General features: G+C 69.3%; 14 protein-coding genes. 8 read left to right on the top strand and 6 right to left on the bottom strand.

Going from position 1 to position 16,326, the window contains the following annotated elements; translation table 11 throughout:
• Positions 1–160: 160 nt before the first annotated feature.
• Together BM199_RS25655 and BM199_RS25650 are read left to right on the top strand one after the other, a co-directional pair.
• A complete protein-coding gene (locus BM199_RS25655) occupies positions 161–1,435 on the top strand; it encodes a hydroxyacid-oxoacid transhydrogenase (RefSeq protein WP_091676498.1) in 1,275 nt (424 codons plus the stop codon).
• A 24-nt stretch (positions 1,436–1,459) separates the two neighbouring features.
• A complete protein-coding gene (locus BM199_RS25650; protein ID WP_091676495.1) occupies positions 1,460–2,842 on the top strand; it encodes an MFS transporter in 1,383 nt (460 codons plus the stop codon).
• Between the two features lie 52 nt (positions 2,843–2,894).
• Here BM199_RS25650 and BM199_RS25645 read toward each other — a convergent pair whose 3' ends face one another.
• Both BM199_RS25645 and BM199_RS25640 read right to left on the bottom strand, forming a co-directional pair.
• Positions 2,895–3,803, bottom strand: a complete 909-nt coding sequence (locus BM199_RS25645; protein ID WP_091676493.1) for a DUF4097 family beta strand repeat-containing protein — start codon at positions 3,801–3,803, stop codon at positions 2,895–2,897.
• Between the two features lie 5 nt (positions 3,804–3,808).
• Positions 3,809–4,333 carry a toxin-antitoxin system HicB family antitoxin gene (locus BM199_RS25640; protein WP_091676490.1) on the bottom strand — a complete coding sequence of 175 codons (525 nt, stop codon included), beginning with the start codon at positions 4,331–4,333 and terminating at the stop codon, positions 3,809–3,811.
• Positions 4,334–4,530: 197 nt separating this feature from the next.
• On the opposite strand from BM199_RS25640, the gene thyX reads away from it, so the two are divergent.
• The 5 genes from thyX (at position 4,531) to BM199_RS25615 (ending at position 10,175) form a co-directional block, all read left to right on the top strand.
• A complete protein-coding gene (gene thyX, locus BM199_RS25635; RefSeq protein WP_091676488.1) occupies positions 4,531–5,283 on the top strand; it encodes an FAD-dependent thymidylate synthase in 753 nt (250 codons plus the stop codon).
• Positions 5,284–5,688, top strand: coding sequence for an ACT domain-containing protein (locus BM199_RS25630; RefSeq protein WP_091676485.1), 405 nt, complete (start codon positions 5,284–5,286; stop codon positions 5,686–5,688).
• Positions 5,689–5,769: 81 nt separating this feature from the next.
• On the top strand, positions 5,770–7,320 hold the full coding sequence (locus BM199_RS25625; protein ID WP_245788687.1) for a serine/threonine-protein kinase: 1,551 nt from the start codon (positions 5,770–5,772) through the stop codon (positions 7,318–7,320).
• Between the two features lie 135 nt (positions 7,321–7,455).
• Complete coding sequence (gene dapA / locus BM199_RS25620; protein WP_091676482.1) at positions 7,456–8,469, top strand: 4-hydroxy-tetrahydrodipicolinate synthase; 1,014 nt, start codon at positions 7,456–7,458, stop codon at positions 8,467–8,469.
• A 71-nt stretch (positions 8,470–8,540) separates the two neighbouring features.
• Positions 8,541–10,175 (top strand): ribonuclease J, encoded by a 1,635-nt coding sequence (locus BM199_RS25615; protein WP_091676799.1) that lies wholly within the window; start codon positions 8,541–8,543, stop codon positions 10,173–10,175.
• A gap of 78 nt (positions 10,176–10,253) precedes the next feature.
• On the opposite strand, the gene BM199_RS25610 is transcribed toward BM199_RS25615, so the two are convergent.
• Positions 10,254–11,249, bottom strand: coding sequence for an EamA family transporter (locus tag BM199_RS25610; RefSeq protein WP_091676480.1), 996 nt, complete (start codon positions 11,247–11,249; stop codon positions 10,254–10,256).
• A gap of 83 nt (positions 11,250–11,332) precedes the next feature.
• The gene (locus tag BM199_RS25605) at positions 11,333–12,166 is read right to left on the bottom strand and encodes a lysophospholipid acyltransferase family protein (RefSeq protein ID WP_091676477.1); all 834 of its coding nucleotides are present in this window, start codon (positions 12,164–12,166) and stop codon (positions 11,333–11,335) included.
• A gap of 146 nt (positions 12,167–12,312) precedes the next feature.
• Here BM199_RS25605 and BM199_RS25600 point away from each other — a divergent pair, with 146 nt between their 5' ends.
• Complete coding sequence (locus BM199_RS25600) at positions 12,313–14,826, top strand: FtsK/SpoIIIE family DNA translocase (protein ID WP_091676474.1); 2,514 nt, start codon at positions 12,313–12,315, stop codon at positions 14,824–14,826.
• A 70-nt stretch (positions 14,827–14,896) separates the two neighbouring features.
• Here the strand turns inward: BM199_RS25600 and BM199_RS25595 are convergent, their stop codons facing one another.
• Both BM199_RS25595 and BM199_RS25590 read right to left on the bottom strand, forming a co-directional pair.
• Positions 14,897–15,331 carry a phospholipase gene (locus BM199_RS25595; RefSeq protein WP_091676472.1) on the bottom strand — a complete coding sequence of 145 codons (435 nt, stop codon included), beginning with the start codon at positions 15,329–15,331 and terminating at the stop codon, positions 14,897–14,899.
• Between the two features lie 96 nt (positions 15,332–15,427).
• Complete coding sequence (locus BM199_RS25590) at positions 15,428–15,988, bottom strand: amino-acid N-acetyltransferase (RefSeq protein ID WP_245788685.1); 561 nt, start codon at positions 15,986–15,988, stop codon at positions 15,428–15,430.
• Positions 15,989–16,326: the final 338 nt, after the last annotated feature.

Raw genomic sequence — 16,326 nt, 5'->3', positions numbered from 1 at the left:
CGCTTCAGCGGGTACCGGAACCACTCCTTTTCCGCGTGCTGAACAGGCATTTTCGGCTCCCGCCTCGTTTTGGGGCTTCACAAACCAGGTGACACGTCTTACCGTTCCTCCCCACATAGTGGTTATAACCCCCACATAGTGTCAACGAACGGAGCCGTCGATGTTGCCGGATATCCACGCGAACGAGAGTGTTTTCACCTGGGCCGCCCCGCCGCTGAAATTCGGTGTCGGAGCTATCGACGAGATCGGTGCCGAAGTCGCAGCACTCGGCGCGGCCTCGTGTCTGGTGATCACCGATGCCGGGGTGCGCGAGACGGGGTTTCCCGACCGGGTCAGGGAGAACCTGCTGGCGGCGGGCGTGAAGTCGGAGGTTTACGACGGGGTGGGCGTCGAACCGACCGACCAGAGCATCGCCGAAGCGGTCGCGTTCGCCAAGCAGCGTGACTGGGACTGCTACGTCGCGGTCGGCGGCGGTTCGGCGATGGACACGGCGAAGGCGGTCAACCTGCTCACCACACATCCCGGGGAGTTGCTGGACTTCGTCACGCCCCCGATCGGCGCGGGCACCGCGCCGTGGCTGCCGGTGAAACCCCTGATCGCGGTGCCCACCACGGCCGGCACGGGCTCGGAATCGACCACCATCTGCGTCATCGACTTCCTCGGCCTGCACCTCAAGGCCGGGGTGAGCCATCCACGGCTGCGACCGGCGCTGGCCGTCGTCGATCCGCGGGTGACCGTCAGCCTGCCGCCCCAGATCACCGCCGCCAGCGGGATGGATGTGCTGTCCCACGCGCTGGAGAGCTACACCAGCGTGCGCTTCGACGCGAAGCCCGCCCCGGAGGATCCCATGCGACGCCCCGCGTTCTGCGGCGCCAATCCGATCAGCGACGTCTGGTGCGAGATGGCCCTGTCTTTGGTGGGCAAGCACCTGCGCCGCGCGGTGCTGAACGGCCGTGATCTCGAAGCCAGGACCCAGATGGCGCTCGCGTCCACCTACGCGGGCACCGGCTTCGGCAACGCGGGAACGCATCTCCCGCACGCCAACGCCTATCCCGTCGCAGGTGCGGTGAAGAACTACCGGGCCGAGGGGTATCCCGAGATGCCGATGGTCCCGCACGGCCAGGCCGTCTCCGCGACGGCGGCCGCCGTGTTCCGCTGGACCTATCCGGCCGACCCCGCGCGCCACCTGCGTGCGGCGCAACTGTTGTCGGGTCGCACGTTCACCAGCACCGACGGCGCCGACGCGCTGCCCGAGGTGCTGACGGAACTGATGACCGACATCGGGATGCCCGCCGGACTGCGGAGCTTCGGCTACACGGAGTCCGATGTGGACACGCTCGTGGACGGGACGCTCAAGCAGACCCGCCAGCTGGCCGTGGTGCCCCGCCCGCTCGATCGCGCGGCCGCCTGCCACATCTTCCACCAGTCCCTGTGAGCGAGCACCCGTCTGGAGCCCATCATGGCAAACTCCCCAGCCCCGCTCGAGCCTGCCGGTGACGTGAAGAGCAGCGACGTCCGTCTCGTCGTCGCGTCCAGCGTCATCGGCACCACCGTCGAGTGGTACGACTTCTTCCTGTACGGCACCGCCGCCGGGATCGTGTTCAACAAGCTGTACTTCCCGAGTGACGATCCGCTGGTCGGCACGCTGCTCGCGTTCGCGACCTTCGCACTCGGCTTCGTCGCCCGTCCCATCGGTGGCCTGATCTTCGGACACATCGGCGACCGGGTGGGGCGGAAGAAGACGCTCGTCGCCACCATGCTGATCATGGGTGTCGCGACGTGCGCCATCGGACTCGTCCCCACGTTCGAGACAATCGGGCTGACCGCGCCGATCCTCCTCGTGCTGCTGCGTTTCGCGCAGGGGATCGCGATCGGCGGCGAGTGGGGCGGCGCGGTACTGATGGCCGTCGAGTACGCCCCCGCGGGCAAACGCGGGCTCTACGGCAGCTTTCCGCAGGTCGGGCTCGCGCTCGGGCTCATGCTCGGGACGGGAGTCTTCGCCGCGCTCAACGTGGCGATGTCCGACGCCGCGTTCCTGGCCTGGGGATGGCGCATCGCCTTCCTGCTCTCCGCCGTCCTCGTGCTCGTGGGCATGTTCATCCGGCTCAAGGTCATGGAGACACCCGCGTTCCGCAAACTGGAGGAGCACGAGCAGAAAGCCACCGTGCCGGTCGTCGAACTCGCGAAGAATGCGCTCTCGCGCAGGCACGTGCTGCTCGGCATGGGCAGCAGGCTCACCGAGGGGATCGCGTTCAACGCCTGGGCGGTTTTCGCCATCTCCTACGGTAGCGAAACACTGGGCATGAGCCAGCAGCCGTTGCTCGTTGCGGTGATGATCGCCGCCGCGGTGATGATCTTCTTCATTCCCGTGTTCGGCAGGCTGTCGGACCGGTTCGGGCGGCGCAAAACGTTCTCCGTGGGTGCCGTGCTGACCGGACTGCTCGCGTATCCGGCGTTCGCCGCGCTGGGAACGGGCAACCAACTGCTGATCACGATCGCGCTGGTGGCCGTGCTCGGTATCGCCTACCCCGTGATGTACGGACCACAGGCGGCGTTCTACGCGGAAATGTTCCCGACCTCCGTGCGCTGCACCGGGATCTCGTTCGTCTACCAGTTCTCCGGGATCTTCGCGTCGGGCTGTACGCCGCTGATCCTCGCCTTCCTCGTCGGCACATCGGGCGGGGGGTACGGACTGGTTCTGCTGTACCTGCTCGGGGCCACGGTCCTGAGCGTGCTGTGCGCACTGGCGATCCGGCAGCGGAACCTCGTCCCGGACCCCGAAGGGGACACCGAGGACGTCACGGCCACCGCCGTTTCCAGTCAGTCGCGGGCCGCTGTGTGAGGGCCGCCGGGCGAGGACTCGGAAGCGAGCCCTCGCCCGGCGCCCCCCGCCCTCACCGTGCGGCGCTGGTCACCACCGCATCGCCCATCCCCGTGCGTGCGCGGATGCGAGCCACGGTGTCGCCGTCCGGGGGACTGTCCGACACCTCCAGTTCGCTGCTCACCCTGCCCGACCCGGAGGAGATGTCGATCTCGGCCGTGACGCCCGATCCCACGCCGATGCGGATGGCGCCGGAACCAGTGATCAGCTCGATCGACCCGGAGACGGCTTCGGCGATCGTGAGGTCGCCGCTGCCGCTGCGCACGAGCACGTCACCGGCGACCCTGCCCAGCCAGACGCCTCCCGTGCCGGTGCCGACCGTGGCCTGCCCGGCGATCGAAGCCGCCTCGACGGCGCCGCTGCCGCTGCGTACCTGCAGACCTCCGGCCGCCTCGTCGATCCGGACCGAGCCCGTTCCGGTGCGCACGGTGGAACCCGCGCCCGCGCGGTCGACACTGACGTCGCCCGAACCGGTCGTCAGGTCCGCCCTGCCCGCGCTGCCGGACACCGTCACGCCCGCGGCCCCCGTGCGTACCGTCACCGTCGATCCGGCCGGGGCGGTCACGGTCACCGCGAGCGGGACCTTGCGCAGCGGAAGGGATTTGGGTCCCCGGACGACGAGCCGGTTGCCGGTGCGGTCGATCTGCGCCTGCCGTACCGCGTCGGCGGGGGAGCCGTTGAGATCGCTGCCGAACTGGTCACCGACCCAGTTCAGCAGTCCGGCCATGCTTTCCTGCCAGGGCTCCTGGGCGCCGGGATCGTGCGCGATCCGCACCACCGCGTCGGCACTTTCGGCCGGGTCGTTCCCTGGGTCGGTCAGTTCGACCTCCACCCGGCCGATGGTGATGCCGATGTCGAGGTCGAGCGGCTCGTTCGCGGGAAATGTCTGCGTGCGCACCAGTTCGTCGGGTTCCTCGATCATGGTGCTCAGCCCCTGACCCAGCCGTGCAGGCCGCCGTCGTCGGTGTCCCGCCCCTTCCGGCGCCGGTCGTGCTGGGACTTGCCGTGCAGCGCCCCCTGCACGGCCTGGGAGACGAACGTGTTCAGCGAGACGCCCTGTGCGGCCGCGGCCTGCTCGGCCTGGCCCTTGATCTGCTCGAAGAGGCGCAGGGTGATCCGGCTGATGTCTCCGCCGTCCACGGACGGTGGCGGTGGCGGAGGCGGTGGTGGGGGCGGCGCCGCGTCGGCGGAGTCCGGCTCGGCGCGCTCGCCCGTACCGGTCACCACCACCCGCACGTCCCTGCCGTCCAGGCGGACGTCGACCACGTGCTGGGGCAGGTGGGCGGTCACCTCGGCGGCCAGGTCGGCGAGCGCGTTCATCATCGCGAGCCGGGCAGCCGGTTCCAGAGCGGCCGCGAGCGTCGTCGCGGCGCGCCGGGTTTGTTCGTCGCCTGCCGATGCGGCGGTGGCGAGGTCGTCACGGAGATTGTCGATGTACGGCGTGAGGTCCATGACGCCACTGTGACGTCATATGTGGCGTCAGTCAAGGCGAGTATGACGCCGCCGTGCCGCCGATTGATGTCACGGGTGCCGCTCCTGCGACGGCGACTACGCTTCGCCCTGTCCAGCAGCGGAACAGGGGAGCGGCCCGGGCGGACCCGCAGGGAACCCGGGTGCGGGGAGCAGTCCCGCAGGAAAGGAGTGCGCACGTGGCCGAGACGGTGTCACCGAAGGTCCAGTTGATCGCTAAGACGGAGTTCTTTCCACCGGAGGACGTACCGTGGTCCACCGACGCCGACGGCGGCGCGGCGCTCGCGGAGTTCGCCGGCCGGGCGTGCTACCAGTCGTGGAAGAAGCCGAATCCCAAGACGGCCACCAACTCCGGCTACCTCGACCACATCATCGAGGTCGGACACCTGTCCGTGCTGGAGCACGGTTCGGTGTCGTTCTACATCACCGGGATCTCCCGGTCCCTGACCCACGAGTTGATCAGGCACCGCCACTTCTCCTATTCCCAGCTCTCCCAGCGGTACGTTCCCGAGCGCAACGCGGCGTTCGTGGAGCCGGAGGTGATCGCCGAGGACCCCGAGCTGCACGAGAAGTTCCTGGCCGCGGCGCAGGCCAGTGTCGATGCCTACACCGACCTGCTCGCCGGTCTGGAGGAGAAGTTCGCCGACGCGCCGAGCGCCACGCTGCGCCGCAAGCAGGCACGACAGGCCGCCCGCGCGATCCTGCCGAACGCCACCGAGACCCGGATCGTCGTCACCGGGAACTACCGCGCCTGGCGCCACTTCATCGCGATGCGGGCGACCGAGCAGGCGGACGTGGAGATCCGCGCACTGGCCGTGGAGTGCCTGCGCCAGTTGCAGAAGGTGGCGGAGAACGTGTTCGCCGACTTCACCATCTCCGTTCTGCCCGACGGCACCGAGGTCGCCTCGAGCCCGAAGGTCAGTGAGGGCTGAGTGAAACGGCTCGCGATCGACGTCCAGCCGGGGGAGTACGCCGTCGCCCGGCTGGACCGTGCCACCCCGGTTCCGGCCGGCCTGCTCGACCCGGCCGAACCCGGACTGGTCTCCATCACCCGCACTCCGGGTGAGCTGTCCGTCGTCTGCCCTGCCGCCCGGGCGCCGGAGACGGCGACGGTCGACACGGACTGGCGGCTGCTCACGGTCCGTGGCCCGCTCGCGTTCACGCTGACCGGGATCATCGCGGCGTTGTCCAGCGAACTGGCCTCGGCGGGTGTCGCGTTGTTCACACTGTCCACATTCGACACCGATCACGTTCTGGTGAAGGCGGCGGACCTGTCGCGGGCGGTCACGGCGCTGCGGGCGGCCGGACACGAGGTCGATGACGTCAACGGCGCCTGACGCCGATTTCGCCGAGGCGGAAGTGGGCGGCACGGCTCGCCGCTACGATCTCGGCCGACAACACGAGGAGGGGCGCCGCCGGTGACCGACGAGCAGGGGCAGCAGACCCGGACCACGCAGACCACGCCGAATGCCGGGGCCGCGCAGCGGGTGATCGCCGGCCGCTACGCGCTGATGGGTGAACTCGGCCGGGGCGGCATGGGCGTGGTCTGGCGGGCCGAGGACACGGTCATCGGCAGGCACGTGGCCGTGAAGGAACTGCGGTTGCCCGAGGGTGCCGAGGACGCCGGGGTGTTCCAGGAGCGGGTACTGCGTGAGGTGCGCACCGGCGGCAGGCTCAACGATCCCGCCGTCGTGACGGTGTACGACGTCGTCACCGATGCCGACACCACTTACATCGTGATGGAACTCGTCGAGGCGCCCACCCTGTCGGACCTGGTGCGCCGCAACGGCCCCCTGGCGCCGCACCAGGTTGCCATGGTCGGTGACCAGGTGCTCTCGGCGCTGCGTGCCGCGCATCAGGCCGGCATCGTGCACCGGGACGTCAAGCCGGGCAACATCATGGTGACCTCGACCGGCCGGGTGAAGCTCACCGACTTCGGGATCGCCCAGGCGGTCGACGACCCGCGGCTCACCACCAGCGGCATGCTGGTCGGTTCGCCCGCGTTCATGGCACCGGAACGGGTGGCCGGCCGCGAGGCGATGCCCGCCTCGGACCTTTGGGCGCTGGGCGCGACGTTGTACTTCGCCGTTGAGGGCACGGTCGCGTTCGAGCGCAGCAGCACGGCCGCCACGCTGCACGCGATCATGAACGAGGTGCCGTACCTGACCCACGCGCAGGGGCCGCTGGCCTCGGCCATCATGGGCCTGCTGATCTCCACACCGGAGGCGCGGATCACCGCGGAGCAGGCCGGTGGACTGCTGTCGATGGCCGCTGGGCAGCATGGCCAGTCCACCCCGTCGGGTGGCATGCCGACCTCGGTCTACCCGGGGCAGCAGCCGCCGCCGCCGCAGACGATGGTCGCGGGACACGTCATGTCCGGGCCCGCCCCGGCCGGGCCGGGGAGCAAGGCCAAGCGCAACGGTCTGCTGATCGGCGGCGTGCTGGCGGCGGTGGCGCTGCTGGCCGCAGGGACCTTCCTGGGCAAGTGGATCTTCGGACCGGCCGTCGACGACGCGATGAAGCCGACCATGACCTACGGGGCGTCCGGCGCCGACATCCCGAGTTTCGAAACCAGCAGCAACGGATGCCTGAACGTCCCGCTTGAGCAGGGCCGGTCGATCGTCTCGAACAACTGGATCGAGTGCGACGGGTCGCACGACTCCGAATACTTCGAGTCGGTGGTCGTGTTCTACAACAGCCGTGCCTCCTCGGACACGGCGAAGGCCGCCTACCCGGACCCCGCACGGTTGCGCGTTTTCGCGGAGAGCGCCTGTTCGATGGCGTTTCACTCGGAGAAGGTGCCCGCGCAAAAGCGGGCAGGGCTGAGCTACCAGGCGCTCATTCCGTACAAGGATGCATGGGAGGCGCGGGGGGACAACGCGAACGATCTCACCCGCAGGGTCTACTGCATGCTGTCGGACCGCGGGGGCGGCCAGCTCGATGGACTGAACTGGACGCAGGTGCGTTAGGAGCTGCGACAGAAATTCCCGCTCCTGGACCACGGTGGAGAGAATTCTCCGCCGCGGTCGGCCCGCTGCCGTCGATCACCGCGTTCTGCCAGGTCGTCGCCGGGTAGGACGTCGGAACGAGGTACCGTCAGGACCATGGTCACTCCACCCACTGCCGCGCCGGGCAGGCCCTTCGGACGCGTGCTCACCGCGATGATCACCCCCTTCGACCGCGACGGCGCGCTGGATCTGAAGCAGGCGCAGGACCTCGCCGCGCACCTGGTGGACCTCGGTAACGACGGTCTCGTGGTGAACGGCACCACCGGTGAGAGCCCGACGACCACCGACGCCGAGAAGTCCGAACTCATCCGCGCCGTGATCGAGGCGGTGGGCGACCGGGCGACCGTGGTGGCAGGCGCGGGGACGAACGACACGGCGCACAGCGTCGAGCTCGTGCGCCAGGCGGAGAAGGCCGGGGCGCACGGCGTGCTGGTCGTCACCCCGTACTACTCGCGGCCGTCGCAGGCCGGGTTGCAGGCCCACTTCACCACCGTCGCCGACGCCACCGAGCTGCCGGTGATGCTCTACGACATCCCGCCGCGCTCGATCGTGCCGATCGAGGTCGACACCTTGCGCAGGCTGGCCGAGCACCCCCGTATCCTGGCCGTGAAGGACGCCAAGGGCGACCTGCTCGCGGGCAGTGAGGTCATCGCCAACACCCACCTCGCCTACTACTCCGGTGACGACGGCCTCAACCTGCCGTGGCTGTCGGTCGGCGCGACCGGTGTGGTGAGCGTGATCGGCCACGTCGTCGCGGGCCGTATCCGGGCGATGCTCGACGCGTACGACAACGGCGACACGTCCACGGCTCGCACCAACCACCGCGGCATGTTGCCGGTCTACCGGGCGTTCTCGAGGGTCGGCGGCGTCGTCTTCGGCAAGACCGCGCTGCGCATGCGCGGTTACGATGTCGGGGATCCGCGGCTACCGATCGTGCCCGCCACCGACGAGCAGGTGCGGGCCATCGCGGCCGATCTCACCCAGGCGGGCGTGCCGCTGGACGAGGCGCCGACCTCGGACTGGCACAGTTCCCGGGTGGCCCACGCGGACTCCGCCGCCGCATACGTGGCACCCACGACCCATACCAGCGTAGGGACAATTCACCCTTGACACTGAGCAACAACGCACTGCGGTACGGCCCCGGACCCACCAACGCCCCGCCACCGCTGCCCGAGGGCGGGCTGCGCGTCGTCGCACTCGGCGGTATCGGCGAGGTCGGTCGCAACATGACCGTGTTCGAGTACGGCGGACGGCTGCTGATCGTCGACTGCGGGGTGCTCTTCCCCGAGGACGACCAGCCGGGTGTGGACCTGATCCTGCCGGACTTCCGGGCCATCGAGGACCGGCTCGACGACGTCGACGCCGTCGTGCTGACCCACGGGCACGAGGACCACATCGGCGCCGTGCCCTTCCTCCTGCGGATGCGCCCGGACCTGAAGGTCTACGGCTCGCGGTTCACCCTCGCGCTGCTCGCGGCGAAGTGCAAGGAGCACAAGCAGCGGCCGACGCTGATCGAGGTGAAGGAGGGCGAGCGGCGGGACGTCGGCGTCTTCGGCCTCGAGTTCTTCGCGGTCAACCACTCGATCCCGGACGCGCTCGCGCTGGCGATCCGCACACCGGCCGGCGTCGCGCTGCACACCGGGGACATCAAGCTCGACCAACTGCCGCTGGACAACCGGCTGACCGACCTCGCGGGCTTCTCCCGGCTCGGTGACGAGGGCGTCGACCTCTTCCTGGTGGACTCCACCAACGCCGAGGTGCCCGGGTTCGTCATGCCCGAGCGCGACATCGGCCCCGTACTCGACGACGTCATCCGGCGGGTGGACCAGCGGGTGATCGTGGCCTGCTTCGCCAGCCACGTGCACCGAGTGCAGCAGGTGCTCGACGCCGCGGCCAACCACGGCAGGCGGGTCGCGTTCGTCGGCCGGTCGATGGTCCGGAACATGGGCATCGCGGCGGAACTGGGACTGCTGCGGGTGCCGGACGGGTTGCTGGTGGACCTCGACCAGGCGGCCGGGATGCCGGAGAGCAAGGTGCTGTTCGTCTCGACCGGATCGCAGGGCGAGCCGCTCTCGGCGCTGTCCCGGATGGCCAGGGGCGAGCACCGGCAGATCTCCATCAAGGCGGACGACACGATCGTCCTGGCGAGCTCGATGATCCCCGGCAACGAGACGGCCGTGTTCACCGTGGTGAACGGCCTGACCAGGCTGGGTGCGAACGTGGTGCACCAGGGCAACGCCAAGGTGCACGTCTCGGGGCACGCCTCGGCCGGTGAACTGCTGTACCTGTACAACGCGGTCCGGCCCAGCAACGTCATGCCGGTGCACGGCGAGTGGAAGCACCTGCGCGCGAACGCCGAACTCGCGGTCCGCACGGGTGTCACGCCGGAGAACGTGGTGATCGCCGAGGACGGCGTGGTCGTCGACCTCGTGGACGGGCAGCTCAGGGCGACCGGCCGGGTCGAGGTCGGGCACGTGTACGTGGACGGGCTCTCGGTCGGCGACGTCGGCGAGTCCACCCTGTCCGACCGGCTCGTGCTCGGTGAGGGCGGCTTCATCGCGATCAACGTCGCGATCGACTCGAACACCGGTCGGGCGGTGTCCCCGCCGACCGTGTCCGGCCGTGGCTTCTCCGACGACCCGAAGGCGCTGGACGCCGTGGTGCCGCTGGTGGAGATGGAACTCTCCCGGACCGAGTCCGAGGGCATCACCGACCCGCACCGCATCGCGCAGTCGGTACGCCGCGTCGTCGGCCGCTGGGTCGCCGCGACCTACCGCCGCCGCCCGATGATCGTCCCCACGGTCATCCCCGTCTGAGGCCCTCGGGGGATGTCCCCAATGTGGCATTGGGGAACTTGAACGTCCCCAATGCCACATTGGAAACGTTCCTTGTCGCTACTCAGGGTGGCGGATTGGGAGCGGCTCGCCGGTGGTCGCGGGGGTGGTGGCCTCCTTGCCGGGGGAGGTCAGTTGCACGATCAGCGCGCCGCCGAGCAGCACCACGGCGCCGGCGATCTGCAGGAGGGTGAGTGCCTCGCCGAGCAGGACCCAGGCGGCCGCCGTGGCGACCAGGGGCTCCAGCAGCGCCAGCACACTCGCCGCTGACACCGGCAGGTGGCGCAACGCGGTGATCCCGGCGAGGTAGGCGAGCACAGTGGAGAACAGGGCCACCGCGATCAGCAGGCTCCAGACCGGCGGACGCCACGGCCCGAAGTCCGCGGGCGCGGTGAGCACGTCGGCCGGGATCGTCCACGGCGGGGCGACCAGGCACACGGCGGCGGCGCCCACGATCATGCCCCACGTGACCATGCCCAGCGGGTGCCGGGTGGACACCCCGTGCTCGCCGAGCAGGAAATACGCGGCGGAACACAGCGCGGCCCCGACACCGGCCAGCAGGCCGAGTGCGTCCAGCCGCAGACCCTGTCCGACCTGCGCGACCATGCCGAGCCCGACCATCGCGAGTGCCGTACCCACCCACATCAGCCGAGGCAGCCGCACCCGCCGCACGAACCGCACCCACAGGGCGACCAGCACGGGTGAGGTGAACTCCAGCAGGATCGCGATGCCCACGGGGATCCGCGACGCGGCCACGAAATAGAACAACTGGACCCCGGCGACGCCGAGCAGCCCGTATCCGATCAGCAGGCGCCACTCGCCCCGGCGAACCCGCAGCAGCGCGGGCCGGAACAGTCCGACACCGACCAGCAGCACCAGGGCCGACAACCCGATTCGCGCGGCCGCGACCTGTTCGGGCGAGAGCCCGGCGATCATCGCGGGTTTGCCGATCGCCCCCGAGCTGCCGAAGCAGACCGAGGCGATGAGGATCAGTGCGATACCGCGCGCCCGGCTGGTGAGCACGGGAGCCGTGGGGAGGGAGACATCGGTGGCCACGCCGAGAGCGTATGTCCCCGCCCTGCTCCCGCAGTAGCGGTTTTCGACGTGTTTCTCATAACCCCCGATTGCTGGTACGAGGGTTACGGCCGCCAGGGGCTCCTCGTGTCCGTCGGCCGGGTGGGGTCTCGGAAGCGGGGGACGTCCGGCTCGTCCCTGCGCAGCGGCACGAGCCCCTCGGTGATCGCCCGCATGATCTTCGCGTGGGCCTTGACCCCGCTACCGGGCTTGCCCTCGGTGAACTCCGAGAGGTCAACCGGAGCGCCGAAATGCACCTGGAACGTCGGCCTGCGCACCGGGGCGGTCAGTCCGGACCGGGCCAACGGCACGAGGTCGGCCGGTCCGCTGACCGTTTCGGTACCCCAGTACACCGCCTCGTGCGCGCCCCACTGACTGATCGGGATCACCGGCACACCGGAGGCGAGAGCCAGCCGCGCGGCCCCGGTCTTGCCGCGCTCCGGCCACAGTCCACTGTCGTGGCTGATGCGGCCCTCCGGGTAGACGATGATCGGAGCGTGCGCTTCCCGCAGTGCTTCGGCCGCCGCGGCGAACTGCTCGATGGCCGAGGCCTTGCCCCGGTCCACCCTGAGATGGCCGCTGGCGCGCAGGGCCGGACCGAGCACGGGGGCGTCGAGCAGACCACCCGCCATCAGGAAGCGCGGGGCGAGGCCGATCCTGCGGCAGGCCGCCATGAGTACGAACGCGTCGAACACGCCGATGTGGTTCGCCGCCATCAGCAGTGGCCTGCCGTACAGGTCGGCCGGAACCTCACCGGTGACCCGCAGCCTGCCGGCCATTCGCACCAGGCCCGCGTCGACGGTGAGCATCGCCCGCCAGATCGGCGGCGTACGGTTCCCCGCCCGTGCTTTCCCGCCACGGCGTGTCGGCTCGTCGTCATTCTTTTGGAGCGCGAACATGAGCAGAGCATGGCATGACGCGAAGGGTTGCCCGATGGCCCTCCCGCATTGACGCGCTGTGATTCCAGTGGCTGCCGGGGTACCCGTGTTCCCTGGTGCCCGTGTGTCTGCGGTGAAGACTGCGCTCTGGCGGTTACCGTAGAGACATGGCTAGCGGGTCGGTGACGAAGGGACGGGCGCGGGGGAGAGGCACGTCGCGCGGCGGCAAGAAGGCGCCCGCGCGGAACTCACGCGGTTCCAGCAGGTCCCGGCCCGCGGCTCGGAAGCCCGCTCCGCGCAGACGCTCCCGCTCCTCCGGCGGGGCGTTCGGGCAGGCCGTCCGGGGCGGTTGGAATCTGCTGGCCAAAGGTGCGGGTGGCCTGGCGCGGACCGTAGGCCGTGGCCGTGACCTCGAACCCGAGCACCGCAGGGACGGGCTCGCACTCGGCCTGATCGGCATCGGCCTCATCGCCGCCGTGGGCGTCTGGTGGCAGGCGGCGGGACCGATCGGGCAGTGGGTCGCCATCGGGACCCGCAGTGTGCTGGGCGCCGGAGCCGTCACCCTGCCGCTGGCGCTGTTGGTCGTCGCGGTGGTCCTCATGCGCTCGGAACCGCAGCCGGAGACCCGGCCGCGGATGGTCATCGGCACACTGCTGGTGACGCTGTCGGTGCTCGGCCTGCTGCATCTGTTCAACGGCCGGCCCCAGGGCGGCGAGGACCAGATGTACGCGGGGGGCTGGTTCGGCTGGTTCTCCGGCGACCTGCTGGCCAGGGGGGTCACTCCCTGGGTCGCGGCGCCCCTGCTCGTCCTCGTGCTCGGCTACGGAGTGCTGATCTTCACCGGTACCCCCGTCCGTCAGGTGCCCCAGCGTCTGCGCGAATGGGGACTCGACCCGGACGAACTGGAGGCCGTCCGCGCCGAACGCGAGGCCGTCAAGGACGCGAAGACCGACGGTGCGGACGTCACCGGCGCGGACCCTTCGGCCGTCCGCCTGCGCAAGCCCTCCCGGCGCAGGCAGGGCTCGGCGGCCGCGGCGGACGCGGCCGCCGAATCCCGCGCGACCCTCGGGACCCCCGACAACGCCGAGGTGCCCGAACCGCCGCGCGCTCCTAAGGCCAAGCCCGCCGCGCCGCCGGAGAAGCAGCGCAAGGCGGAACCCGCGCTCAGTGTCATGCGGGCGGTCGAGGGGGACTACACGCTGCCGCCACCCGAACTCCTGCCGCTCGGTGAGGCGCCGAAGACCCGCAGCAAGGCCAACGACTCCATGATCGACGCGATCACCGGGGTCTTGGAGCAGTTCAACATCGACGCCCAGGTCACCGGGTTCACCCGAGGCCCGACAGTGACCCGTTACGAGGTCGAACTCGGCCCCGGCGTGAAGGTCGAGAAGATCACCGCGCTGACGAAGAACATCGCGTACGCGGCGGCCACGGACAACGTCCGGTTGCTCGCACCGATTCCCGGCAAGTCAGCGGTCGGGATCGAGGTGCCGAACTCCGACCGGGAGATGGTGCGCCTCGGTGACGTGCTGCGCTCGCCCAAGGCGGCCAAGGACAACCACCCGATGGTCATCGGGCTCGGCAAGGACATCGAGGGACATTTCGTCACCGCGAACCTGACGAAGATGCCGCATCTGCTGGTGGCGGGCTCGACCGGTTCCGGTAAGTCGAGCTTCGTCAACTCGATGCTGGTGTCCCTGCTCTCGCGCGCGACGCCGGACGAGTGCCGGATGATCCTGATCGACCCGAAGATGGTCGAACTGACCCCGTACGAGGGCATTCCACACCTGATCACGCCCATCATCACCCAGCCGAAGAAGGCCGCTGCGGCGCTGGCCTGGCTGGTCGAGGAGATGGAGCAGCGCTACCAGGACATGCAGGCCAACCGGGTCCGGCACATCGACGACTTCAACTCGAAGGTCCGGTCCGGTGACATCACCGCGCCGCCCGGCAGCGAGCGGGAGTACCGGCCCTACCCCTACATCATGGCCATCGTCGACGAGCTCGCCGATCTGATGATGACCGCGCCACGCGACGTCGAGGACGCGATCGTCCGGATCACGCAGAAGGCGCGGGCCGCCGGCATTCACCTCGTGCTCGCCACGCAACGGCCCTCGGTGGACGTGGTGACCGGGCTGATCAAGACGAACGTGCCCTCCAGGCTGGCGTTCGCCACCTCCTCGCTGACCGACTCCAGAGTGATCCTGGACCAGCCCGGCGCCGAGAAGCTGATCGGCATGGGTGACGCGCTCTACCTGCCGATGGGGGCGGGCAAGCCGATCCGGGTGCAGGGGGCGTTCGTCAGCGACGAGGAGATCTCCGGCGTCGTCAACTTCACCAAGGACCAGGCCCAGCCGGAGTACACCGACGGGGTCACCGCGGCCAAGTCCGGTGAGAAGAAGGACATCGACCCCGAGATCGGCGACGACCTCGACGTGCTGCTGCAGGCGGCGGAGCTGGTGGTGACCTCCCAGTTCGGCTCGACCTCGATGCTGCAGCGCAAGCTACGCGTCGGCTTCGCCAAGGCGGGCAGGCTGATGGACCTGCTGGAGAGCCGTGGAGTGGTCGGGCCGTCCGAAGGGTCGAAGGCGAGGGACGTCCTCATCAAGCCCGAGGAACTGGACTCCGTGCTCTACATGATCCGTGGCGGCGGACCCGACCCGGACTCCGCCGAGGACTGAACGGAAGCTGTTCAGCAGTGGCGCTGGATGGCGCGCGCTGGGTGGACAGAGCCGAGGACTGAGTGCTCCCTCAGCTCGCGCCGAACTGGCGGACCGCCTTGTAGTAGGTCCAGGCGGCGCTGTTGCATGCCCAGCGGCCCGCGCAGATCGTCTTCATGTCGGAGTAGAATTTGTCGTCGATGCGTTTGCGGGCGGACTCGGAGAACCGGTTCTGCCGCTTGTAGTTGCGGTAGCCGAAGTCATGCCGGTGGCAGGCGCGGGTGAAGTCGTAGCCCAGTGGCCGGTCCGGCGACCACGAGCAGGCGTCGGAGGACCAGTCCAGCTGTGTCGGGTACGGCCGATCGTTGCGGATCTGGCTGAACGAGGACAGCGAGGTGCTGTAGAGGTACTGGTCGGTCACGGACGGAATGTCAGCGGCCTGTGCGGTGCCGCCGGCGAGCATGATGCTCGCGGCGATAGCGGTGGTACCGGCCAGTCTGCGAGTGAAACGAGCTGTCGCGGTCATGGATGGGCTCCCTCGCTGATCAGGTGAACAGGTCTGATCAGTTTTGAGCCCGGCCGCCGGTTCTTCTACCACCGAGTGGCGGATACCTGGTGAATTTCAGTCCTCTGGCGGGTGATGCGGGTGATTCACCTGCCGATGCCGCCCGCCGTCGAGGTGCAGCAGCATTCGCGTGTTGCCCAACGTGTTCGGTTTGACCAGCGGGAGGTCGAGAAACTCCGCCACTCCGGTATCCGGTGAGCGGCGCATTTCCTCATAGACCTCACGCGGAACGGGGGTGCCGTCGATCTCGGTGAAGCCATGCCTGGCGAAGAACTGGGTCTCGAACGTGAGCACGAAGATCCGGGTGAGGCCCAGCTCGTCGGCCAGGTCGATCAGCGCGCCCACCAGCGCGTGCCCGACGCCGCGGCCTCGGACAGCCCGGTCGACCGCGACCGTGCGGATCTCGGCGAGGTCCTCCCAGAGCACGTGTAGCGCACCGCAGCCCACGACCCGTCCGTCCAGCTCGGCGACCCAGAACTCCTGCACGTCCTCGTAGAGCGTGATGAGCTCCTTCTCCAGGAGCACCCGCCCCGCGTCGGAGTCGACGAGGGACTTGATCGTGCGAACATCGGCGATCCGGGCACGGCGCACCGACACCCCTGCTGCTTGGGAGACCACGAACGTCAACTTAGCCCGCCCTCATCCGGCGCCACCCGGTGGCCGTCGTCCCTCCCTTGGCCCCCTGGACACACGGTGCGGGTACCCCTGTTGGGGGGCCGGTACGCAGCAATGTAATGATCCCGTCACCTCAACTGATGACGCGGTCAGTGGCACGCGCCTTACGAAAGGTATCCAGGTGGACCAGCTGCGACTGGCCGATCGCCCACCGATACAGCCGACGCCTCCGTCCACGGCTGCCGTTCGGCGTTTTCGGCCTGAGTTGCAGGGGTTGCGGGCGTTGGCTGCGTTGTTGGTGGTGGTGTATCACGTGTGGTTTGGCCGGATTTCCGGTGGTG

The organism is Amycolatopsis marina, from assembly GCF_900111885.1.
GTDB classification, from domain to species: domain Bacteria; phylum Actinomycetota; class Actinomycetes; order Mycobacteriales; family Pseudonocardiaceae; genus Amycolatopsis; species Amycolatopsis marina.
The sequence above is the reverse complement of the archived record's forward strand: the minus strand, read 5'-3'. Positions and strand labels throughout refer to the sequence as shown.

What these genes read in the sequence shown, in the direction of transcription:
- BM199_RS25650 (WP_091676495.1), top strand. Translation starts at nt 1,460, where the DNA reads ATGGCAAACTCCCCAGCCCCGCTCGAGCCTGCCGGTGACGTGAAGAGC.
- BM199_RS25655 (WP_091676498.1), top strand. Translation starts at nt 161, where the DNA reads ATGTTGCCGGATATCCACGCGAACGAGAGTGTTTTCACCTGGGCCGCC.
- BM199_RS25640 (WP_091676490.1), bottom strand. Translation starts at nt 4,333, where the DNA reads ATGGACCTCACGCCGTACATCGACAATCTCCGTGACGACCTCGCCACC.
- BM199_RS25605 (WP_091676477.1), bottom strand. Translation starts at nt 12,166, where the DNA reads ATGTTCGCGCTCCAAAAGAATGACGACGAGCCGACACGCCGTGGCGGG.
- BM199_RS25595 (WP_091676472.1), bottom strand. Translation starts at nt 15,331, where the DNA reads ATGACCGCGACAGCTCGTTTCACTCGCAGACTGGCCGGTACCACCGCT.
- BM199_RS25645 (WP_091676493.1), bottom strand. Translation starts at nt 3,803, where the DNA reads ATGATCGAGGAACCCGACGAACTGGTGCGCACGCAGACATTTCCCGCG.
- dapA (WP_091676482.1), top strand. Translation starts at nt 7,456, where the DNA reads ATGGTCACTCCACCCACTGCCGCGCCGGGCAGGCCCTTCGGACGCGTG.
- BM199_RS25600 (WP_091676474.1), top strand. Translation starts at nt 12,313, where the DNA reads ATGGCTAGCGGGTCGGTGACGAAGGGACGGGCGCGGGGGAGAGGCACG.